18 protein-coding genes are annotated in these 16802 nt (G+C 34.3%); 9 read left to right on the top strand and 9 right to left on the bottom strand.

Annotated features, from left to right (window positions below):
* Positions 1-79: 79 nt before the first annotated feature.
* The gene (gene ribB, locus JMI89_RS09430) at positions 80-757 is read left to right on the top strand and encodes a 3,4-dihydroxy-2-butanone-4-phosphate synthase (RefSeq protein WP_220679936.1); all 678 of its coding nucleotides are present in this window, start codon (positions 80-82) and stop codon (positions 755-757) included.
* Positions 758-807: 50 nt separating this feature from the next.
* Here ribB and ruvX read toward each other — a convergent pair whose 3' ends face one another.
* The 5 genes from ruvX to rsmE all read right to left on the bottom strand — a co-directional run bounded on the left by ruvX (position 808) and on the right by rsmE (position 4164).
* On the bottom strand, positions 808-1224 hold the full coding sequence (ruvX, locus tag JMI89_RS09425) for a Holliday junction resolvase RuvX (protein WP_187755458.1): 417 nt from the start codon (positions 1222-1224) through the stop codon (positions 808-810).
* 3 nt (positions 1225-1227) lie between these two features.
* A complete protein-coding gene (locus JMI89_RS09420) occupies positions 1228-1785 on the bottom strand; it encodes a YqgE/AlgH family protein (RefSeq protein ID WP_187755457.1) in 558 nt (185 codons plus the stop codon).
* A gap of 91 nt (positions 1786-1876) precedes the next feature.
* A complete protein-coding gene (locus JMI89_RS09415; RefSeq protein WP_220679935.1) occupies positions 1877-2329 on the bottom strand; it encodes a GNAT family N-acetyltransferase in 453 nt (150 codons plus the stop codon).
* A complete protein-coding gene (gene gshB, locus JMI89_RS09410) occupies positions 2329-3294 on the bottom strand; it encodes a glutathione synthase (protein ID WP_220679934.1) in 966 nt (321 codons plus the stop codon). Before gshB ends, JMI89_RS09415 begins: the two co-directional genes overlap by 1 nt.
* 144 nt (positions 3295-3438) lie before the next feature.
* On the bottom strand, positions 3439-4164 hold the full coding sequence (gene rsmE / locus JMI89_RS09405; protein WP_187755454.1) for a 16S rRNA (uracil(1498)-N(3))-methyltransferase: 726 nt from the start codon (positions 4162-4164) through the stop codon (positions 3439-3441).
* A gap of 199 nt (positions 4165-4363) precedes the next feature.
* Between rsmE and folB the strand changes: the two genes are divergently transcribed.
* From folB to JMI89_RS09385, 4 genes are all read left to right on the top strand, one after another.
* The gene (gene folB / locus JMI89_RS09400) at positions 4364-4735 is read left to right on the top strand and encodes a dihydroneopterin aldolase (RefSeq protein WP_187755453.1); all 372 of its coding nucleotides are present in this window, start codon (positions 4364-4366) and stop codon (positions 4733-4735) included.
* Between the two features lie 11 nt (positions 4736-4746).
* A complete protein-coding gene (locus JMI89_RS09395) occupies positions 4747-5721 on the top strand; it encodes an MBL fold metallo-hydrolase (protein ID WP_187755452.1) in 975 nt (324 codons plus the stop codon).
* A gap of 343 nt (positions 5722-6064) precedes the next feature.
* Positions 6065-6271, top strand: coding sequence for a hypothetical protein (locus JMI89_RS09390; RefSeq protein WP_187755451.1), 207 nt, complete (start codon positions 6065-6067; stop codon positions 6269-6271).
* Between the two features lie 8 nt (positions 6272-6279).
* Positions 6280-6708: an EamA family transporter gene (locus JMI89_RS09385; protein WP_187755450.1), complete on the top strand. Its 429-nt coding sequence runs from the start codon at positions 6280-6282 to the stop codon at positions 6706-6708.
* Between the two features lie 286 nt (positions 6709-6994).
* Here the strand turns inward: JMI89_RS09385 and moeA are convergent, their stop codons facing one another.
* The 3 genes from moeA to JMI89_RS09370 form a co-directional block, all read right to left on the bottom strand.
* Positions 6995-8236: a molybdopterin molybdotransferase MoeA gene (gene moeA, locus JMI89_RS09380; RefSeq protein WP_187755449.1), complete on the bottom strand. Its 1242-nt coding sequence runs from the start codon at positions 8234-8236 to the stop codon at positions 6995-6997.
* A gap of 114 nt (positions 8237-8350) precedes the next feature.
* Entirely contained in the window at positions 8351-9442 is a 1092-nt protein-coding gene (gene ychF / locus JMI89_RS09375) for a redox-regulated ATPase YchF (RefSeq protein ID WP_187755448.1), read from the bottom strand.
* Between the two features lie 477 nt (positions 9443-9919).
* The gene (locus JMI89_RS09370) at positions 9920-10648 is read right to left on the bottom strand and encodes a copper homeostasis protein CutC (protein ID WP_220679933.1); all 729 of its coding nucleotides are present in this window, start codon (positions 10646-10648) and stop codon (positions 9920-9922) included.
* A 101-nt stretch (positions 10649-10749) separates the two neighbouring features.
* Between JMI89_RS09370 and JMI89_RS09365 the strand changes: the two genes are divergently transcribed.
* On the top strand, positions 10750-11943 hold the full coding sequence (locus JMI89_RS09365; protein ID WP_187755446.1) for a sugar efflux transporter: 1194 nt from the start codon (positions 10750-10752) through the stop codon (positions 11941-11943).
* 88 nt (positions 11944-12031) lie between these two features.
* Here the strand turns inward: JMI89_RS09365 and JMI89_RS09360 are convergent, their stop codons facing one another.
* Positions 12032-13495, bottom strand: coding sequence for an aminoacyl-histidine dipeptidase (locus JMI89_RS09360; protein ID WP_220679932.1), 1464 nt, complete (start codon positions 13493-13495; stop codon positions 12032-12034).
* 156 nt (positions 13496-13651) lie between these two features.
* Here JMI89_RS09360 and gpt point away from each other — a divergent pair, with 156 nt between their 5' ends.
* The 3 genes from gpt (at position 13652) to proB (ending at position 16708) form a co-directional block, all read left to right on the top strand.
* Entirely contained in the window at positions 13652-14200 is a 549-nt protein-coding gene (gene gpt, locus JMI89_RS09355; protein ID WP_187755445.1) for a xanthine phosphoribosyltransferase, read from the top strand.
* 89 nt (positions 14201-14289) lie between these two features.
* Positions 14290-15576, top strand: a complete 1287-nt coding sequence (locus JMI89_RS09350; RefSeq protein ID WP_220679931.1) for an alpha/beta fold hydrolase — start codon at positions 14290-14292, stop codon at positions 15574-15576.
* 31 nt (positions 15577-15607) lie between these two features.
* Positions 15608-16708: a glutamate 5-kinase gene (gene proB, locus JMI89_RS09345; RefSeq protein ID WP_220679930.1), complete on the top strand. Its 1101-nt coding sequence runs from the start codon at positions 15608-15610 to the stop codon at positions 16706-16708.
* The last annotated feature ends 94 nt before the right edge of the window (positions 16709-16802 follow it).

Here is a 16802-nt window from a genome sequence, read left to right as displayed (position 1 = left end):
CTTTTTATTATGATAATAATTCTCGATGGTCAAGCACTTGCCCTGGTTCTGGTAGTAAATGAAATAAGGAAAATTTACCATGAATCAGCAATTACATAATGCACAAAATTCTATTCACAATACCTTTAATTTAGCTGAATTTGGCTCGCCAATTGAACGTGTTGAGCGGGCTATTGCCGCATTACAAACCGGTAACGGCGTTTTAGTATTAGATGATGAAGATCGTGAAAATGAAGGCGATATAGTTTGGGTTGCCGAAAATATTACGGTTGCACAAATGGCACTTACGATCCGTCACGGAAGTGGTATTGTTTGTTTATGTATGCCACAATCATATTGCGATAAGTTGCAATTGCCAATGATGGTGAGTAAGAATACCAGTAAAAATCAAACTGCTTTTACTATTAGTATCGAAGCCGCAAAAGGGGTTACGACGGGTGTGTCAGCAAATGACCGAGTAACGACTGTAAAAGCTGCGGTAGCTGATGATGCTAAGCCAAGTGATTTGCATCATCCTGGACATGTTTTTCCTTTAGTCTCTCAAGAGGGGGGGGTATTAACGCGTAGAGGTCATACCGAAGCGTCAGTGGATTTGGTGAGATTGGCTGGTTTTAAACCTGCTGCGGTAATTTGTGAGTTGACTAATGATGATGGTACGATGTCGCGAGCCCCACAAGTAGTGGCATTCGCCAAACAGCACCATTTACCCGTTGTCACAATTGAAGATCTTGTTCAATACCGGCAACAAAATTGTTAAGTTGATCTCGTTTATGTCGTATTTATAGTGAGCGAGCTTGGCTTTGTTCACTATTTGACGATATTATCAAACCAACTTTCTAATATAATAACGGCAGATCCCGCATCGATTTTGCCTTTCTTTAATGCCTGAAATCCACCCTTTTCAAATAATTGCGCTTTTGCTTCAACGGTTGATAATCGTTCATCCTGTAGTTGTACTTGAAATCCAAAACGTCCATGTAAACGATTAGCGAATTTTTTTGCTCGTTGTGTCAGTTCTTGCTCAGTTCCATCCATATTCAGTGGTAAACCAACTACCAAGTAGTCTGGTTGCCATTCAAGTAATATTTTTTCTATTTCTTGCCAATTTGGTTTACCATCACGCGCCTTGAAAGCACATAGCGGTCGGGCGGTTCGAGTAATATCTTGCCCAATTGCTGCACCTATGCTATAAGTGCCAAAGTCAAAAGCAATCACAGTAGCCATTGTTTAAGCTTTTCCCATTTGTGTTGACATAGTTTCAATATTGACACCGATTGTTTGAGCTGCCATATTCCAACGCTCAGCTATCGGTAAATTAAAAATAATATCAGTATTACTAGGTGTAACTAACCAATCATTTTTTGCAATTTCATGTTCTAATTGCATATGGCTCCAACTGGCATAGCCTAAAGTTAAAAAAAGATCTTTAGGTTGGTTTTCTGAACCAATTGTTTTTAGAACGTCTAAAGATGTAGTTATCATAATCTCATCTGATATAACAATACTCGATGAAAACCCTGACTGTGGGGTATGTAAGATAAATCCTTGTTCTTCAGCTAAAGGCCCACCATTGAAAACTAACTGTTCCAATTCAGCACAATTTTTATAGGGTGTGATATCAAGACGTGATAATACAGTTTGTACAGTAAGATCAATGATGGGTTTATTAACTATAATACCCATCGCACCATCGCGATTATGTTCACAAATAAAAACTACTGAATGACTGAATAATGGGTCATTTAATGTGGGCATGGCAACAACAAAATGGTTTTTTAAATTCATGGTCTATTATCTTAAATTAAAAATCGCCATTCATTAAGAATGATGCGATAAAAAGATATCAATATCACTATTTCTACCTGTTTGACGGCATTTATAAGGCACATTTGCCAATTTTGATTGTATGATTGACAGTACATGTCATCAATAGCTCAGGTTCGTTCGTTTCTTCATTGAGCGATTGATCTACAACTTGAAAACCTTGGGATTGATAAAATGCAATAGCTTGAGTATTTTGTTTATAAACTAGCACGTTAAGTTGATTATGTAATTGCTTAGCTTTAGCAATTAAAGCTTGGCCAACATGTTGGCGACGATATTGTTCATCTACAAATAGGCCAGATATGTAATTATCCATTAAGCCTATAAATCCCCTTACACCATCAATGTCTTGCACAAAAATAGTGGAAGCTGGAATCAACATTTTAACTAATTCAAAATTGTTTTCAAAAAATTGTGAATCAATAAACGGGTGGGCTTGTTGATTTCCCTTTAACCAGATTGACATGATGGTATCTAAATCTTTAGTTTGATATTCTCTTATCATTATTTAACCTTATCTTTCAAGTTAAGACGTGTTTCAATTGCATCCATTAACATTCCGGTAATAGACAATTCAGGATTAGCTGCCTCGATTTCACGTAAACAGGTTGGACTTGTGACATTAATTTCGGTTAATTTATCACCAATAATATCAAGTCCTACAAATATCAATCCCTTTTCTTTTAGTTTTGGTCCAATTGCATTGGCGATTGCCCAATCAGATTCGGATAACGGTCTGACTTCGCCATGTCCCCCAGCAGCTAAGTTACCACGAGTTTCACCTTGCTGGGGAATACGGGCCAAACAAAACGGTACGGGTTGTCCATCGATCACTAATACACGTTTGTCACCCTTTTTAATCGCGGGGATATAGGTTTGCGCCATACAATATTGACGATTATGATTCGTTAATGTTTCAATAATAACAGATAGATTAGGATCATCGACTTTAACACGAAATATCGACGCGCCACCCATACCGTCAAGTGGTTTTAAAATGATATCATGCTGTTTTTGAAGAAATTGTTTTATCAATGCGGTTTGCCTAGTGACTAGAGTGCGTGGAGTAAATTGGGCAAACCAAGCTGTAAATAGTTTTTCATTACAGTCACGCAGACTCTGTGGTTTGTTGACCACTAAAGTTCCAGCATCTTCTGCACGTTCTAATATATAGGTGGCATAAATAAATTCTGTATCAAATGGTGGGTCTTTTCGCATTAAAATCACATCAAGATCACCTAAAGTTATTGTCTGTTCTTCCCCCAAATCAAACCAATGATCTTTATTATTGTAAACAGTGATAGTTCTGGTGGTTGCATAAGCTTGACCATCTTCCAAATACAGATCATTCATCTCCATATAGTAAATTTGATATCCACGTGATTGCGCCTGTTCTAACATGGCAAAACTGGAATCTTTTTTCAGTTTTATTTGACTAATTGGGTCCATTACAATACCAAGCTTAATCATGAGCACTCCTTTATTGATGAAACTCTGCTAATTGATAAACAATCAAGATCTTTTTACTAGTATATACCTTTGAGTAAATAAGATGAAATAATTTACCTGACAAGTAGTAAATCAAATTGATAGGATTTAATCACAACTATCTTATCATCCTAAATCACCAAATTTTAGTTGTAATGCGGTTATAGCAGTTAATGCAACTGTTTCAGTGCGTAATACACGAGGTCCTAAAAGAATCTCAATAAATTGCTGGTTAAGCGTCATCGCTATTTCGGCTTCGGTTAAACCGCCTTCAGGACCAATTAGTAATGCAATTTTAAGATGATTTAAGTGCAACTGATTAATTCCTGATGACGCACGGGGATGAAGTGTAAGCTTAGTATAATCAGATAATTGTGAGCACCAGGTTTCTATTTTTGTCACGGGACGAATTTGCGGAATTAGGTTGCGACCACATTGTTCACAAGCTGATTCAGCTATACGTTGCCATTGCTGAACTTTTTTTGACAGCCGCACAGCATCAAGTTTCACACCACAACGTTCTGATAGTAACGGTGTAATTGTTGTAACGCCTAATTCGACAGACTTTTGAATCGTGAACTCCATCTTTTCACCACGGGACAGTACTTGCCCTAAATGAATATTTAAAGGGGATTCACGATTTTGTACAATGGTTTCTTGGGTTTGTACTATTAGCGTTTTTTTGGTAATTTGTTGAATGATAGCTGGGGTAATAGTATTACTTCCATCAAATAAAGTAATTGAATCGCCTATACGCATTCTCAATGCTCTGACAACATGATTAAAAGCGTTCTCATCAAGCTCAATAGAACTATTAGCTAAAATCGGTTTAGGTTGATAAATTCTTACCATAATGAGATAACTGAAAAAAGTGATTAATAATTAAATAAATTATAGCGTAAATAGATAAGATTAGGTAATCTCTTACTATCAGATTATGCATATTTATACTTTTCGAAAGTAATGTGAACAGATTGAATTTAATTTTAACTAATCGTGCATGTTGGCTATGAATAATATTGCTATGCCAAGGTAAAAAATAGGATGTAAAATGTTTAAAGATCGCGTTTTTATCGAAGGATTATCTATCATAACGACTATTGGCGTGTATGAGTGGGAAAAAAGTATTAAACAAAAACTGATTCTTGATATTGAAATGGCTTGGGATAATCGTATTGCCGGTTTAAGTGATGATGTTAACGATTGTTTGAATTACGCTCAAATTAGTCAGGCAATTATCGATTATTTACAACATCATCAATTTAATTTAATTGAAAGTGTTGCTGAAAATGTGGCAGCGTTATTAATTGATCACTATTTTACGCCGTGGGTAAGAGTTAAAGTGAGTAAACCCACAGCAGTGGCATCGGCTAGGAATGTCGCCATAATGATTGAAAGACAAAAAGAAAATATAAACTATTGATTGAGAGAAATATGTTTTATAAAAACCCTTATTATGATGCTAATAAAAAGCATCATACCCCTACAGGCTTTTGTAACTTGGAACCTTTTGTTATAAATCCTATTGATTTTGCTAAATGGCGTAAGCAGCGTAAAGTTATAGCTCCTATTGGTGGTTATAAAGCGTTTATTGAAAAATGGTTTCAAACGGCTGATTTTTCCGCGATTGAAAATGGTATTTGGTGGCTAGGACATGCTTCCACATTAATTAAAATTAATCAGAAAACGATCCTCACTGATCCAGTGTTTAGCAAATGCGTATCACCTTTACGTTTTATTGGACCTAGACGCCGTACACCTTGTCCAACCGCGGTGGCTCAATTACCGAAAATTGATGTTATAGTCATATCGCATAATCATTATGATCACTTAGATTACCCAACTATTAAACAACTGATAAAACGTTTTCCTGATGTTATCATTTGCGTTCCATTGGGTTTAAAGCCTAAATTATTAAGTTGGGGAGCGAACCAGGTTGTTGAACTTGATTGGTATGATAATTTAGATATATCGGGCTTAAAATTAACCGCTATACCGGCACATCATTGGAGCCGACGGGCAATATTTGATACCAATCGTACATTATGGTGTGGCTGGATGATGGAATATGCTAATCGAACAATATATTTTGTTGGTGACACAGGTTATGCAAAACATTTCAGTGAACTGAAACAATTATTTCCCAATATTGATGTGGCATTAATTCCTATTGGTTGTTATGCTCCACGTTGGTTTATGCACAATCAACATATAGACCCACAAAATGCGTTAAAGATTTTTAAAGAATTGGCATGTAAACGAGCCATTGCCATTCATTGGGGGGCATTTGAACTTGCCGATGATCCACTTGATGAACCGCCTAAAATATTGCAATCAATGTCTGAACCTAATCTTGATGATGAACAATTATTTACGATATTAAAAATTGGTGAACATACATCAATTTAATAAAAAAATAGTCAAAATATTATTTGTTAACCAGATCGGAAAAACTGTTTACTTGTCACATTGGAAGATTATGGTAATTGGCCAATAAATGATATTGGTTTAATTATAACGTAAACATTAATATATCGTTATTTTAATGAGTTATTAAAATTTTAGTTTTAGTGTAAATAACGATTGAAAAATATATGATTGAGCATATTATAAATAAAAATAAATTATATTTATATCAATAAACTAATTTCTTTGGTTCAAATTAGCTTATTAATGAATCAACTCAATTAACATGATACATAGTATTATTTGAAGTATAAGCGATGATAAGTTTTAATTATAAGGAATATTTATGCAAAAAATTGGTATATTTATTAGTTTACTGGTTATTTTTATCGGTTTGGCAGGATGTGGAGGGAAAACCGATCCAGATCATCCAACTCAATGGTCGAAACCAGAACCAGTATTAGAAGGATGCGATGGTGTAATGCTGAATTCTAAACAGTGTCAGGACAATCCTGGAAATCAGCAATTATTGATTAAAATTGATAATAAATAGATAAATATATGAGCGCTTGGTTAATTTATGCTTTATTATCCGCTATAACCGCAGCTGCTGTTGCAATTTTGGGAAAAATAGGGCTTCAACATTTAGATGCTAATACAGCTACGGCTATAAGAGCTGTTGTAATGGCGATTTTTCTTGTTGGCGTGGTTGTAGTACAGGGTAAATTACAATTAATTCAGACGGTTGTTCAGGATAAAAAAGCAATTTTTGTCATAGTGTTAAGTGGTATCGCTGGGGCTTTGTCTTGGTTATTTTATTTTATGGCGATTAAAGTTGGTAAAGTTTCGCAAGTTGCGCCAATTGATAAGTTAAGTGTGGTATTTGCTGTTTTATTTGCGATAGTGTTATTTGGCGAAAAAATTTCAATTTGGGCTGGTGTCGGGGTTGCTTTAATAGCCATTGGCGCAATTTTAGTCGCTTTAAATTAACAAATTTTTGATATTAGTTTAGTCATTTTTTGTAAATTGAATCATTAATGAAATCTTTTTGATTATTAAAACAGTTTTATTATAAGCGTAATCTTTATAACAAATTAACTTTTCTCTTTATAGTTATAATTAATATTAAATTGATTATGCTAAATTTTTTCAGTTATATTTAACTAATTATTGATTTGATATCAATTAGATTAACTTATTTGCTTTGTTTTAGGCACGTTTTTATTTTCTAGTAGCGATTTTCTAAATTCATTCTTAACTCCGTCCCGGCTATAAATCAACTTAAAATTTTATCAAATAGTTCTACGTTAACTAGTTCACCTTTTTGGACGTTGCCCCGTTCAGCTTCTAATAGAATAAAACAATTAGCCTGATTGAAAGATGTCGTAATGTGCGAACCTTGCTGACTAGTTGTGCTTACAACCAATTCACCATGCTCATTATTGTGTAAGTAACCACGTTGAAAATCCATTCTACCGATTGTTTTCTTTAAATAATTACTTGTTTTAACTTGAAAGGTTAATGGTTTAAATTGTTGTGTTTGACCATATAAACCTAAAATAAGAGGGCGCACTAATTGATAAAACGTTACAATTGATGAAACTGGATTACCTGGCAATCCACAAAATAGTGATTGGTCAATATGACCAAATGCAAATGGTTTTCCTGGTTTCATCGCTATTTGCCAAAAATGAATTTGACCAATTTTTTCCAGTGCTTGTTTGATATAATCAGCATCACCAATCGACACACCACCACTACTTATGACAATATCAGCAAGATTTGCAGCTTGTTTTAAGGTATTTGTGATAAGGTTTAAATCATCATTAACAATACCTAAATCTATCACTTCACAGCCGAGTGCTTTTAACATTAGCTTAAGGGTAAAACGATTACTATCATAAATGCTATTAACTGTTTTTAGCGGTTGTCCAATCGGGGTTAATTCATCTCCTGTCGAAAATATGGCCACTCTTAGAGGTTGAAAAATATTAACTTGATTAATTCCCAATGTAGCAAGGGTCGCTAATTTCGCAATGGTTAACTGTTCGCCTTTAGTGAAAATTTCAGTTCCTAATTTTACACTTTCACCGATAAAACGAATATTTTGCCCTTGTTTAATTGTTTGAGTATTAAATTTAATGCCATGAGCGGTTATATCGACATCTTCTTGCATGATAACAGCATAAGCATCTTGGGGAACGGCGGCACCGGTCATGATACGAAGGCAAGTTTTTTCTGGCCAATTAATCTGTTTTTGTTCGCCAGCTAGTAGGCGTCCAGCAATCGGTAGGACGGTCATTGCGCAGTCTATATCTTGTTTTCTAACTACATAGCCATCCATAGCTGAATTATTAAAAGACGGAATATTCATTGGTGATAAAATCGTTTCAGCGAGATAACCATTCACGGCATCGATTAATTCAACCGTGTGATATGCATTGTAATTCTTGGATTTTATGGTGGCTAAAATAGATTCTCTTGCTTCAGAGAAAGGTAAAAGAACTGATTTTTTCATAACTTAAAAGCCTTGTTTTTATCACTTAAATATTGGGCGAATCATTTAGTTATTTACTTTATGCATAAAATGAAAAAAGCCCTAAAAACACATAGGGCTTTTTATTCAATAATTTTATACATTAAAGAGGAAATTCATTATATCGCCATCTTGTACAATATAATCTTTACCTTCTGAACGCATTTTGCCAGCTTCTTTAGCGCCTTGTTCACCTTTATATTTGATAAAATCGTCAAAAGCAATAGTTTGTGCTCGAATAAAGCCTTTTTCAAAATCAGTATGAATTTTTCCAGCCGCCTGTGGCGCGGTAGAACCGACGGTGATTGTCCAGGCGCGAACTTCTTTTACACCAGCGGTAAAATAGGTTTGTAAATTTAGTAGTTGATAACCAGCTCGAATCACACGATTTAATCCTGGTTCTTCAAGCCCCAAATCTTGCATGAATTCATCACGTTCCTCATCATCTAATTCAGCAATTTCAGCTTCTATTGCTGCACATACCGGAACTACAACTGCATTTTCTTTAGCTGCAAAAGCGTGAACCTTGTCTAAATAAGGATTATTTTCAAAACCATCCTCATTAACATTGGCGATGTACATTGTTGGTTTTAACGTTAAAAAACTTAAATACTTAATTGCATTGATCTGTTCTTGATCTAAATTGAGCGTGATAAGTTTATTACCTTGCTCTAAATGCGGTAAGCAATATTCCAATACATTTTGTTCGTATTTTGCATCTTTATCGCCGCCTTTAGCTTTCTTTTGTACACGTAAAATTGCTCGTTCACAAGTATCTAAATCGGCAAGTGCTAATTCAGTATTGATCGTTTCAATATCCTCAATGGGATCAATTTTACCAGCAACATGAATAATATTATCGTTTTCAAAACAGCGTACTACATGACCAATTGCTTCGGTTTCACGAATATTGGATAAAAATTGGTTGCCCAATCCTTCACCTTTTGAAGCCCCTTTCACTAATCCTGCAATATCAACAAACTCCATAGTTGTTGGTAATGTGCGCTGTGGTTTAACAATTTCTGCAAGTTGATCTAATCGTTTATCTGGCATTGGTACCACGCCGGTATTAGGTTCAATTGTACAAAAAGGAAAATTAGCCGCTTCAATGCCGGCTTTTGTTAATGCATTAAATAAGGTTGATTTGCCAACATTTGGCAAACCAACAATTCCACATTTAAATCCCATATTCTAACCTTTTCTAACCATAAAAATGGCTGGATTATACCTTATTTTCGATTGTAACGATATAAAGAAATGTTTATCGATGATGACTGTTTAGCTTTTATCACAAAAAAGAATTAAATTATATAGGTATAACCGTTGTGTTCGATTGAACAGTGAGTTTGACTTGTTTTAACCAAGCAAGAATGAATAGAGTGCGATAGTTGAATATGGATAAATTAATAGTATTTACTTAATTAAATAAATTGCAAGTTCAGCTAATTACATAAATTGTTAAGTGTGGGCAATTTTTAAGATAGTAGGTATTCATTTCAATAGGTAGACGCAGTTATGAATAGTGATTGAATTGCGTCATCTTAAATAAAGCAAACAGACTTTTAGATAAATATTATTAATGTTTTAAAATCAATCGCTTAATGCTTGGTGTTTATCAGTTTAAGTCGTTTGCTTAACTTTTTTAATGATTTAGCAAGATAAAAACTATAATAAAAGTTGTTTCATTTTTTCTACTTCATCAGGATCTATGCTAAAGCGAATAAATTCATCCTGTTTAGTATGACTCATACAGACATTTTGATTTTGATATTGCATTGGCGAAGGCAATGAACGACTAGCTGAAGAGTGAAATTCTGTTATTCCAATTGCTTTAAATAAAGCTAAATTGGTTGAACGAATGCCACAACCAGGCATAATTAAGGTAGATTGGCTGAGTTGGTGTAATTGCTCGATTAATTTTATTCCCTTAACGGCATCTTGCTGTTGACCAGATGTTAAAATGCGATCTATACCCAGATCATTAAGTTGATTGAGCGCTAAAATAGGATCAACACAAACATCAAAAGCTCGATGAAAAGTTATCGATAATCCATCAGCTGCTTTAATTAATTTTAAAAGATTAATAATATCTAGCTGTCCATTACTGACTAAACAACCAAAAACCACACCAGGATAATCTAATTCGCGTGCAAGTTGAATATCATTTATCATGCTGTTAATTTCAGTTTGGCTATAGTAAAAATCACCACCACGCGGTCGAATAATTGGGTGAATAGCAACGGGTAATTTCAATTGCGATAATTGTAATAAATCGCCATAACTGGGTGTTAATCCTCCTTCATTGCGACCAGCACAAAATTCAATGCGATCAGCACCATGATTTATCGCTGTAATGATATCATTAATGCTATAACAACAAACTTCAAGTTTCATATTTACCATTATAATTAGTGAGTGATAGTAATTATTATAACGCTTGTTGATATTTGTTTCAGGTCTATAATAGACCAAATAACTATTTATTTGGGTTTATCATGTACCGTCAATTCGCTAATCATAATAATATTCTGATTTTTATATCTTTTCTGTTTTCTGCATTTATTATCGGTATTGCCAGTGCACTACAATCACCAACTTTAAGTCGATTTTTGACTTATGAAGTGGCTGCAAATCCAATTCAAGTCGGAGTATTTTATTCCATTAATGCCATTGCTAGTATTGTTGGCAGTTTTTTATTAGCAAAATATTCTGATAGTCACGGTCAAAGACGTTATATAGTACTATTTTGCTGCTTAATGGGAATAGGTAATAGTGTTGTTTTTGCATTAACACGCAATTATTATTTACTTATTACCGTAGGCGTATTTTTTGCTGCGTTAGCCTCTGCTGCAATGCCACAAATTTTTGCCTTAGCGCGTGAATATGCTGAAAAAACTAAACGGAATGTGGTTGTATTCAATTCACTAATTAGGGCGCAATTATCATTGGCGTGGGTTATCGGACCTCCATTATCTTTTGCATTAGCAATCAGTTATGGTTTTAATCTGCTCTATTACAGTATTATTGGCATGTATCTTATTGCCATGATTATAGTCAACTTTTGTTTACCTGCGATACCACGAACACCTAAAACTTTTACCAGTATTGAATCATCCACTAATCCAATAGAGCAATCTTTATTTAAAAATCATAATATTATTTTTTTATTTTTAGCTACTGTTTTTATGTGGACGGCGAATATGATGTATATCATTGATATGCCATTATATGTTGATCAAGTATTGCAACTTGCAGATACTTTGCCTGGTAAATTAATGGGGATAGCGGCTGGGTTAGAAATCCCTGTCATGTTAGCCAGTGGTTATTTAGTCCCGAAATTTGGTAAACGAAATTTAATGTTATTTGCTATTATTTGTGGTTTATTTTTTTATCTAGGTGTGATTACTTTTTCAAATCAATGGGCTTTGATAGGATTACAGATATTCAATGCATTATTTATTGGTATTGTCGCCAATATTGGTATCATTTATTTTCAAGATTTATTACCTAATCGGATGGGGGTTGCGACTACATTATTTAATAATGGCGTAACATGTGGCGTAATATTAAGTGGAATGATTCAGGGCTTCGTGACGGATTTTTATAGTCATCAAGTGATATACTATATTGCTACCGTGATGATGGGATTATCATTATTGTTATGTGTGCAAGTTAGAAATACCAAATAATATTAAAAAATACCTTACCAATTTAACGATCATTGTATATCAGTTAGCATTAAAAAAGGGCCTTAGCCCTTTTAATTTTGTTAGTCGATTACTTTAATTGATCAGCGGATTTTAAAATAGCACATAATAAAGACCAATATTTTTCAACACTTTGAATATTGACTTTTTCGTCGGGTGAATGTGGTGAAACAATAGTTGGGCCAATCGAAATCATATCCAGATGAGGATAGTGTTTAGTAAATAAACCACATTCTAATCCAGCGTGAATAATCATGATTTTTGCTTTTTGTGCGAAGATTTGGTTGTATTTTCCTTCAGCTAATTTTAGTAACTGTGAATCTAAATTGGGTGTCCATCCCGAATAACCACCACTGATTTCATAATTAGCATTAGCTAATTGGCTATGCGAAATTAACGTTGCGACTACGGCATCTTTAGCTGAATCGACTTGCGAACGAATTAAAAAATAAGCTGAAATTTGATTTTCTTTTATATCAACAATACCTAAATTTAACGATGTTTCTACAACAGTTGGCATATTATCGCACATACGTATTACACCGTTTGGTGCACTATTAAGCCAGTTGATCAATTTTTGTTGATGATCAGCATTAAGAACGCGCTTCAATTTATCTTGTGAAATTTCTGTGGCAATAAATTGAATTGATGGTTCAACATGATTTAATTCACTTTCTAAAACCTGGTGATATTGGGTGATTAAAGATTGAAATTTTGCTAAATCTTGACGATTTAAAGAGATTTCAGCGAAGGCCTCACGAGGAATCGCATTACGTAACGAACCACCGTAAAAATCAGCTAAACGAAAATTTATTTCTTGAGCATATTCAGCAAAGAAGCGTACTAATAACTTAATAGCATTACCTCGTCCAAGATGAATATCACAACCTGAATGACCGCCTTTTAATCCTTTTAGTGATAAACGTAAAAAGGTGTCATGTACCTCTGGAATCACAGCATAATTAATGGCAAATGTTGATTTAAAATCAACACCACCAGCGCAGCCAGTGAAAATCTCACCTTCATCTTCGGAATCAGTGTTGATAAGATAATGGCTTTGTAACCAGTTTGGTTGTAATCCAAAAGCTCCCACCATACCGGTTTCTTCTGAAACAGTAATCAATACTTCAATTGGCCCATGTTCAACTTCAGGATCAATAAGAACCGCTAAGGCAGAAGCAAGTCCAACGCCATTATCGGCCCCAAGGGTGGTTCCTTTTGCCTTTACCCATTCTCCATCAATATAAGGTTTGATTGGATCGACTAAGAAATCGTGTTGCGTTTCTTCATTTTTTTGGGGCACCATATCCATATGCGCTTGTAAAGCTATTGATGGTATATGTTCCATACCATTTGTTGCTGGTTTTCTTAATAAAACATTGCCTACTTTATCTAAATGACACTCAATTTTATGGCGATTTGCGAAATCAACCAAATATTTGGTAATCATCTGTTCATGATGTGATGGATGGGGAATTTGACAAATTTGATTAAAAATAACCCAAAGTGAATTAGGTTTTAAAGAAGTAAGCATAATAATCCTCAAATATTCTATTAATAAATAGTAGTTTTTATTTACTACTCACACTATAATAAGGTGCAATTTTACATCCATTTCGAGTCGATTGATATTGTAATTTGAATTGCGCATTATCAGTTTACTCAATTAATCATGAAATTGCAGGTATTTATGTCATTAAATCAACAATCAACTGAACAAGAACTTTTAGCACAAGAAATTAAAGCCAAAAAACAAATCAAAGCTGAAGAAATTGCCGAAAAGAAAAAATATACGGTAACTTGGGAAATGGTACAGATGTTTGGTCGAGAACTATCTGCCAAGTTATTACCCGCATCACAATGGAAAGGGATTATTGCCGTGAGTCGAGGTGGGTTAGTGCCAGCAGCAATTTTGGCCAGAGAATTAAGTATTCGTTATGTGGATACTGTCTGTATTTCTAGCTATGATCATAATCAACAACGTGAAAAAGTCGTTTTAAAACGTGCCGAAGGAGATGGAGAAGGTTTTATTGTTGTTGATGATTTAGTTGATACTGGTAGTACTGCACATTCAATTCGCGAAATGTATCCAAAAGCTAAATTTGTTACCATTTTCGCTAAACCAGAAGGTCGTCCTTTAGTTGATGATTATATAGTGGATATTCCGCAAGATACATGGATTGAACAACCCTGGGATATGGGGGTTACTTTTGTTAAGCCATTGTGTGATCAAAAATAAATTTAAATATGAATCATTTATTACGCTTTTTTTATTACTAATTATGATAATATTTCATTACATAATAAGTAATAACAAAAGCGAAGATGATGAACGAGAAAAATTTATCTGAAAAATTATTTAAACCTAAATTTGATTACCCTGAAACGTCAACTCTTGTTACGCAAATCAAAAGTGGCCAACAACTGACCAATTCATTTTTAGATAGTGAAGGAAATAGCTGTTGGTATCGTGCTATCAATCGCTTGTCTTGGCAATGGCGTGGTTTACCTTTCATTGAAACAGAAGAGGTTTTATCACGAATTTCAATCTCAAAAAAAAGAAGATCCAATCCAAATTGGCTTGATACTGTCGTTGGTTACCAGTCGGGTAATTGGATTTATGAGTTTTGGGCTCAGGCGACAAAATGGCAAAAACAAGCAGACTTTGACGAACAATTAACTGTTGCTGAGTCCGAATTTGAAGCATATCATTCAAAATGTCACCAATCGTGGTTAATGGCCAGTGGTTTTATGACACTTGCGGGATACCCTTATTTTCGTAATGATGATTTAGCAAATCAGGCTGTTTTACTGGCTTATCGTTATTATCGCCATGCAATGGATCATTCACCTTTTATAGTTAAAGATCTTGATTTCAATTTTAATGATAAGGTTATAAAAGCTATTTTACATACACCTTTAAAAAAGAGTGATCCTATACGCGCATTCCCGGTGGTTTTACTTTGTTCAGGTTTAAATGATTTACAGATTGATTTTTATCGTTTCTTTATTGAGCATTTGGCACCACTCGGTATAGGATTATTGACTGTTGATAATCCATCGATGGGAAATAGTAAGCATTTTAATTTATCACAAAATACTTCTATAATTCATCAAGCTATTTTAGAGCAAATTAGAACTGTTCCATTGATTGATTATCAAAATGTTATTTTATTAGGTTATCGGTTTGGTGCTAATATTGCTACACGACTTGCCTATTTAATGCCTTCAAAAATAAAAGGACTGATAAATATTGCTCCAATTATTCATCAAATATTTATTGATCCACAAATGCAAGCTAAATTACCGATGATTTATCGTGATATGTTGGCTGATCGTATTGGTTTAAAAAACTTTTCTGAACAACAGTTACAAGCTGAATTAAAATTCTTTTCGCTTAAAGAACAACGATTATTAATTAAGCCATGTAATGTACCTGTTTTAAATATTTTTTATGAAGGCGATCTGCTAAATAATATAGAGGAAACTAAATTAATCACCTCTACTAAGTCAACTAAACTATTTAAAATACAATTGCTAACACTAAAACAAGATTTACAACAAAGATCTCAAAATCTGGCAAATTGGTTAAAAGATTTAGTTTTTCGATCATAATAATTTAAATAATGTTAAAAGTGGCGAAATTATGAAACCTCAAACATTTGTAATCAAACTGGGTACTAGTGTGTTAACATGTGGGAAAACATCACTAAATCGAGCCAGAATTCTTGAAATAGTAAGACAATGTCATCAGTTATATCAACAAGGACATAAGATTATTATTGTGACTTCAGGTGCTATTGCTGCAGGTCGCGAAGCGTTGGGTTATCCAGAATTACCCAACACTATTGCATCAAAACAGTTATTGGCTTCAGTTGGACAAGGCAAACTTATTCAACTTTGGGAACAATTGTTTTCAATTTATCAAATTGCTATTGGTCAAATGTTATTAACTCGCGCTGATTTAGAAGATCGAGAACGTTTTTTAAATGCCCAAGATGTATTACAAGCATTGTTGAATAATCATATTATACCCATTATTAACGAAAATGATGCCGTTGCCACAGCAGAAATTAAAGTGGGTGACAATGATAATTTATCAGCATTAGCGGCAATTTTAGCGCAAGCCAATAAATTGATTTTGTTAACCGATCAAGAGGGGTTATTTACTGCCGATCCTAGAAAAGACGCCACTGCTAAATTAATTAATGAAATTGCAACCATCGATGAACATTTGAAATCTCTTGCTGGCGAAAGTATTTCGGGATTAGGAACCGGTGGTATGAGTACAAAACTTCAAGCGGCAGAGATAGCCGGAAAAGCAGGTATTGAAGTGATAATTGCAGCAGGAAGCCGATCAAATGTTATTATGGATATTGTACAAAATGTACAGGTAGGTACGCGTATAAAACCCTGTCAAACTCCGCTAGAACATCGCAAACACTGGTTATTTGGTGCTCCACCAGCCGGCAGTATTACGCTTGATGATGGCGCTGTAAATGCCATTTTAACGCAAGGCGGTTCAATTTTACCCAAAGGTATCATTCAGGTATCAGATAATTTTTCTCGTGGTGAAGTAATAGATGTTTTAAACCATCATGGTCAAAGCATTGCAAGAGGTGTAACGCGTTATAATAGTGATGCTTTAAAGCAGATAGCCGGTCATCACTCGCAAGATATCAGTAAATTGCTTGGCTATGAATATGGTCGAGTTGCCTTGCATCGTGATGACATGATTACTATTTAACATTGATTTAAAAATAATGCCTATCAAATAGATTAAAAATTGATTAGCTATTAATAGTTAGGCTGTGAAATTTTTAATTTATTAAATTAATACT

Source organism: Frischella sp. Ac48, assembly GCF_019641635.1.
Classification (GTDB): Bacteria; Pseudomonadota; Gammaproteobacteria; order Enterobacterales; family Orbaceae; genus Frischella; species Frischella japonica.
Note: the sequence above shows the minus strand (reverse complement) of the source record. Positions and strands in the feature narration are given on the sequence as shown.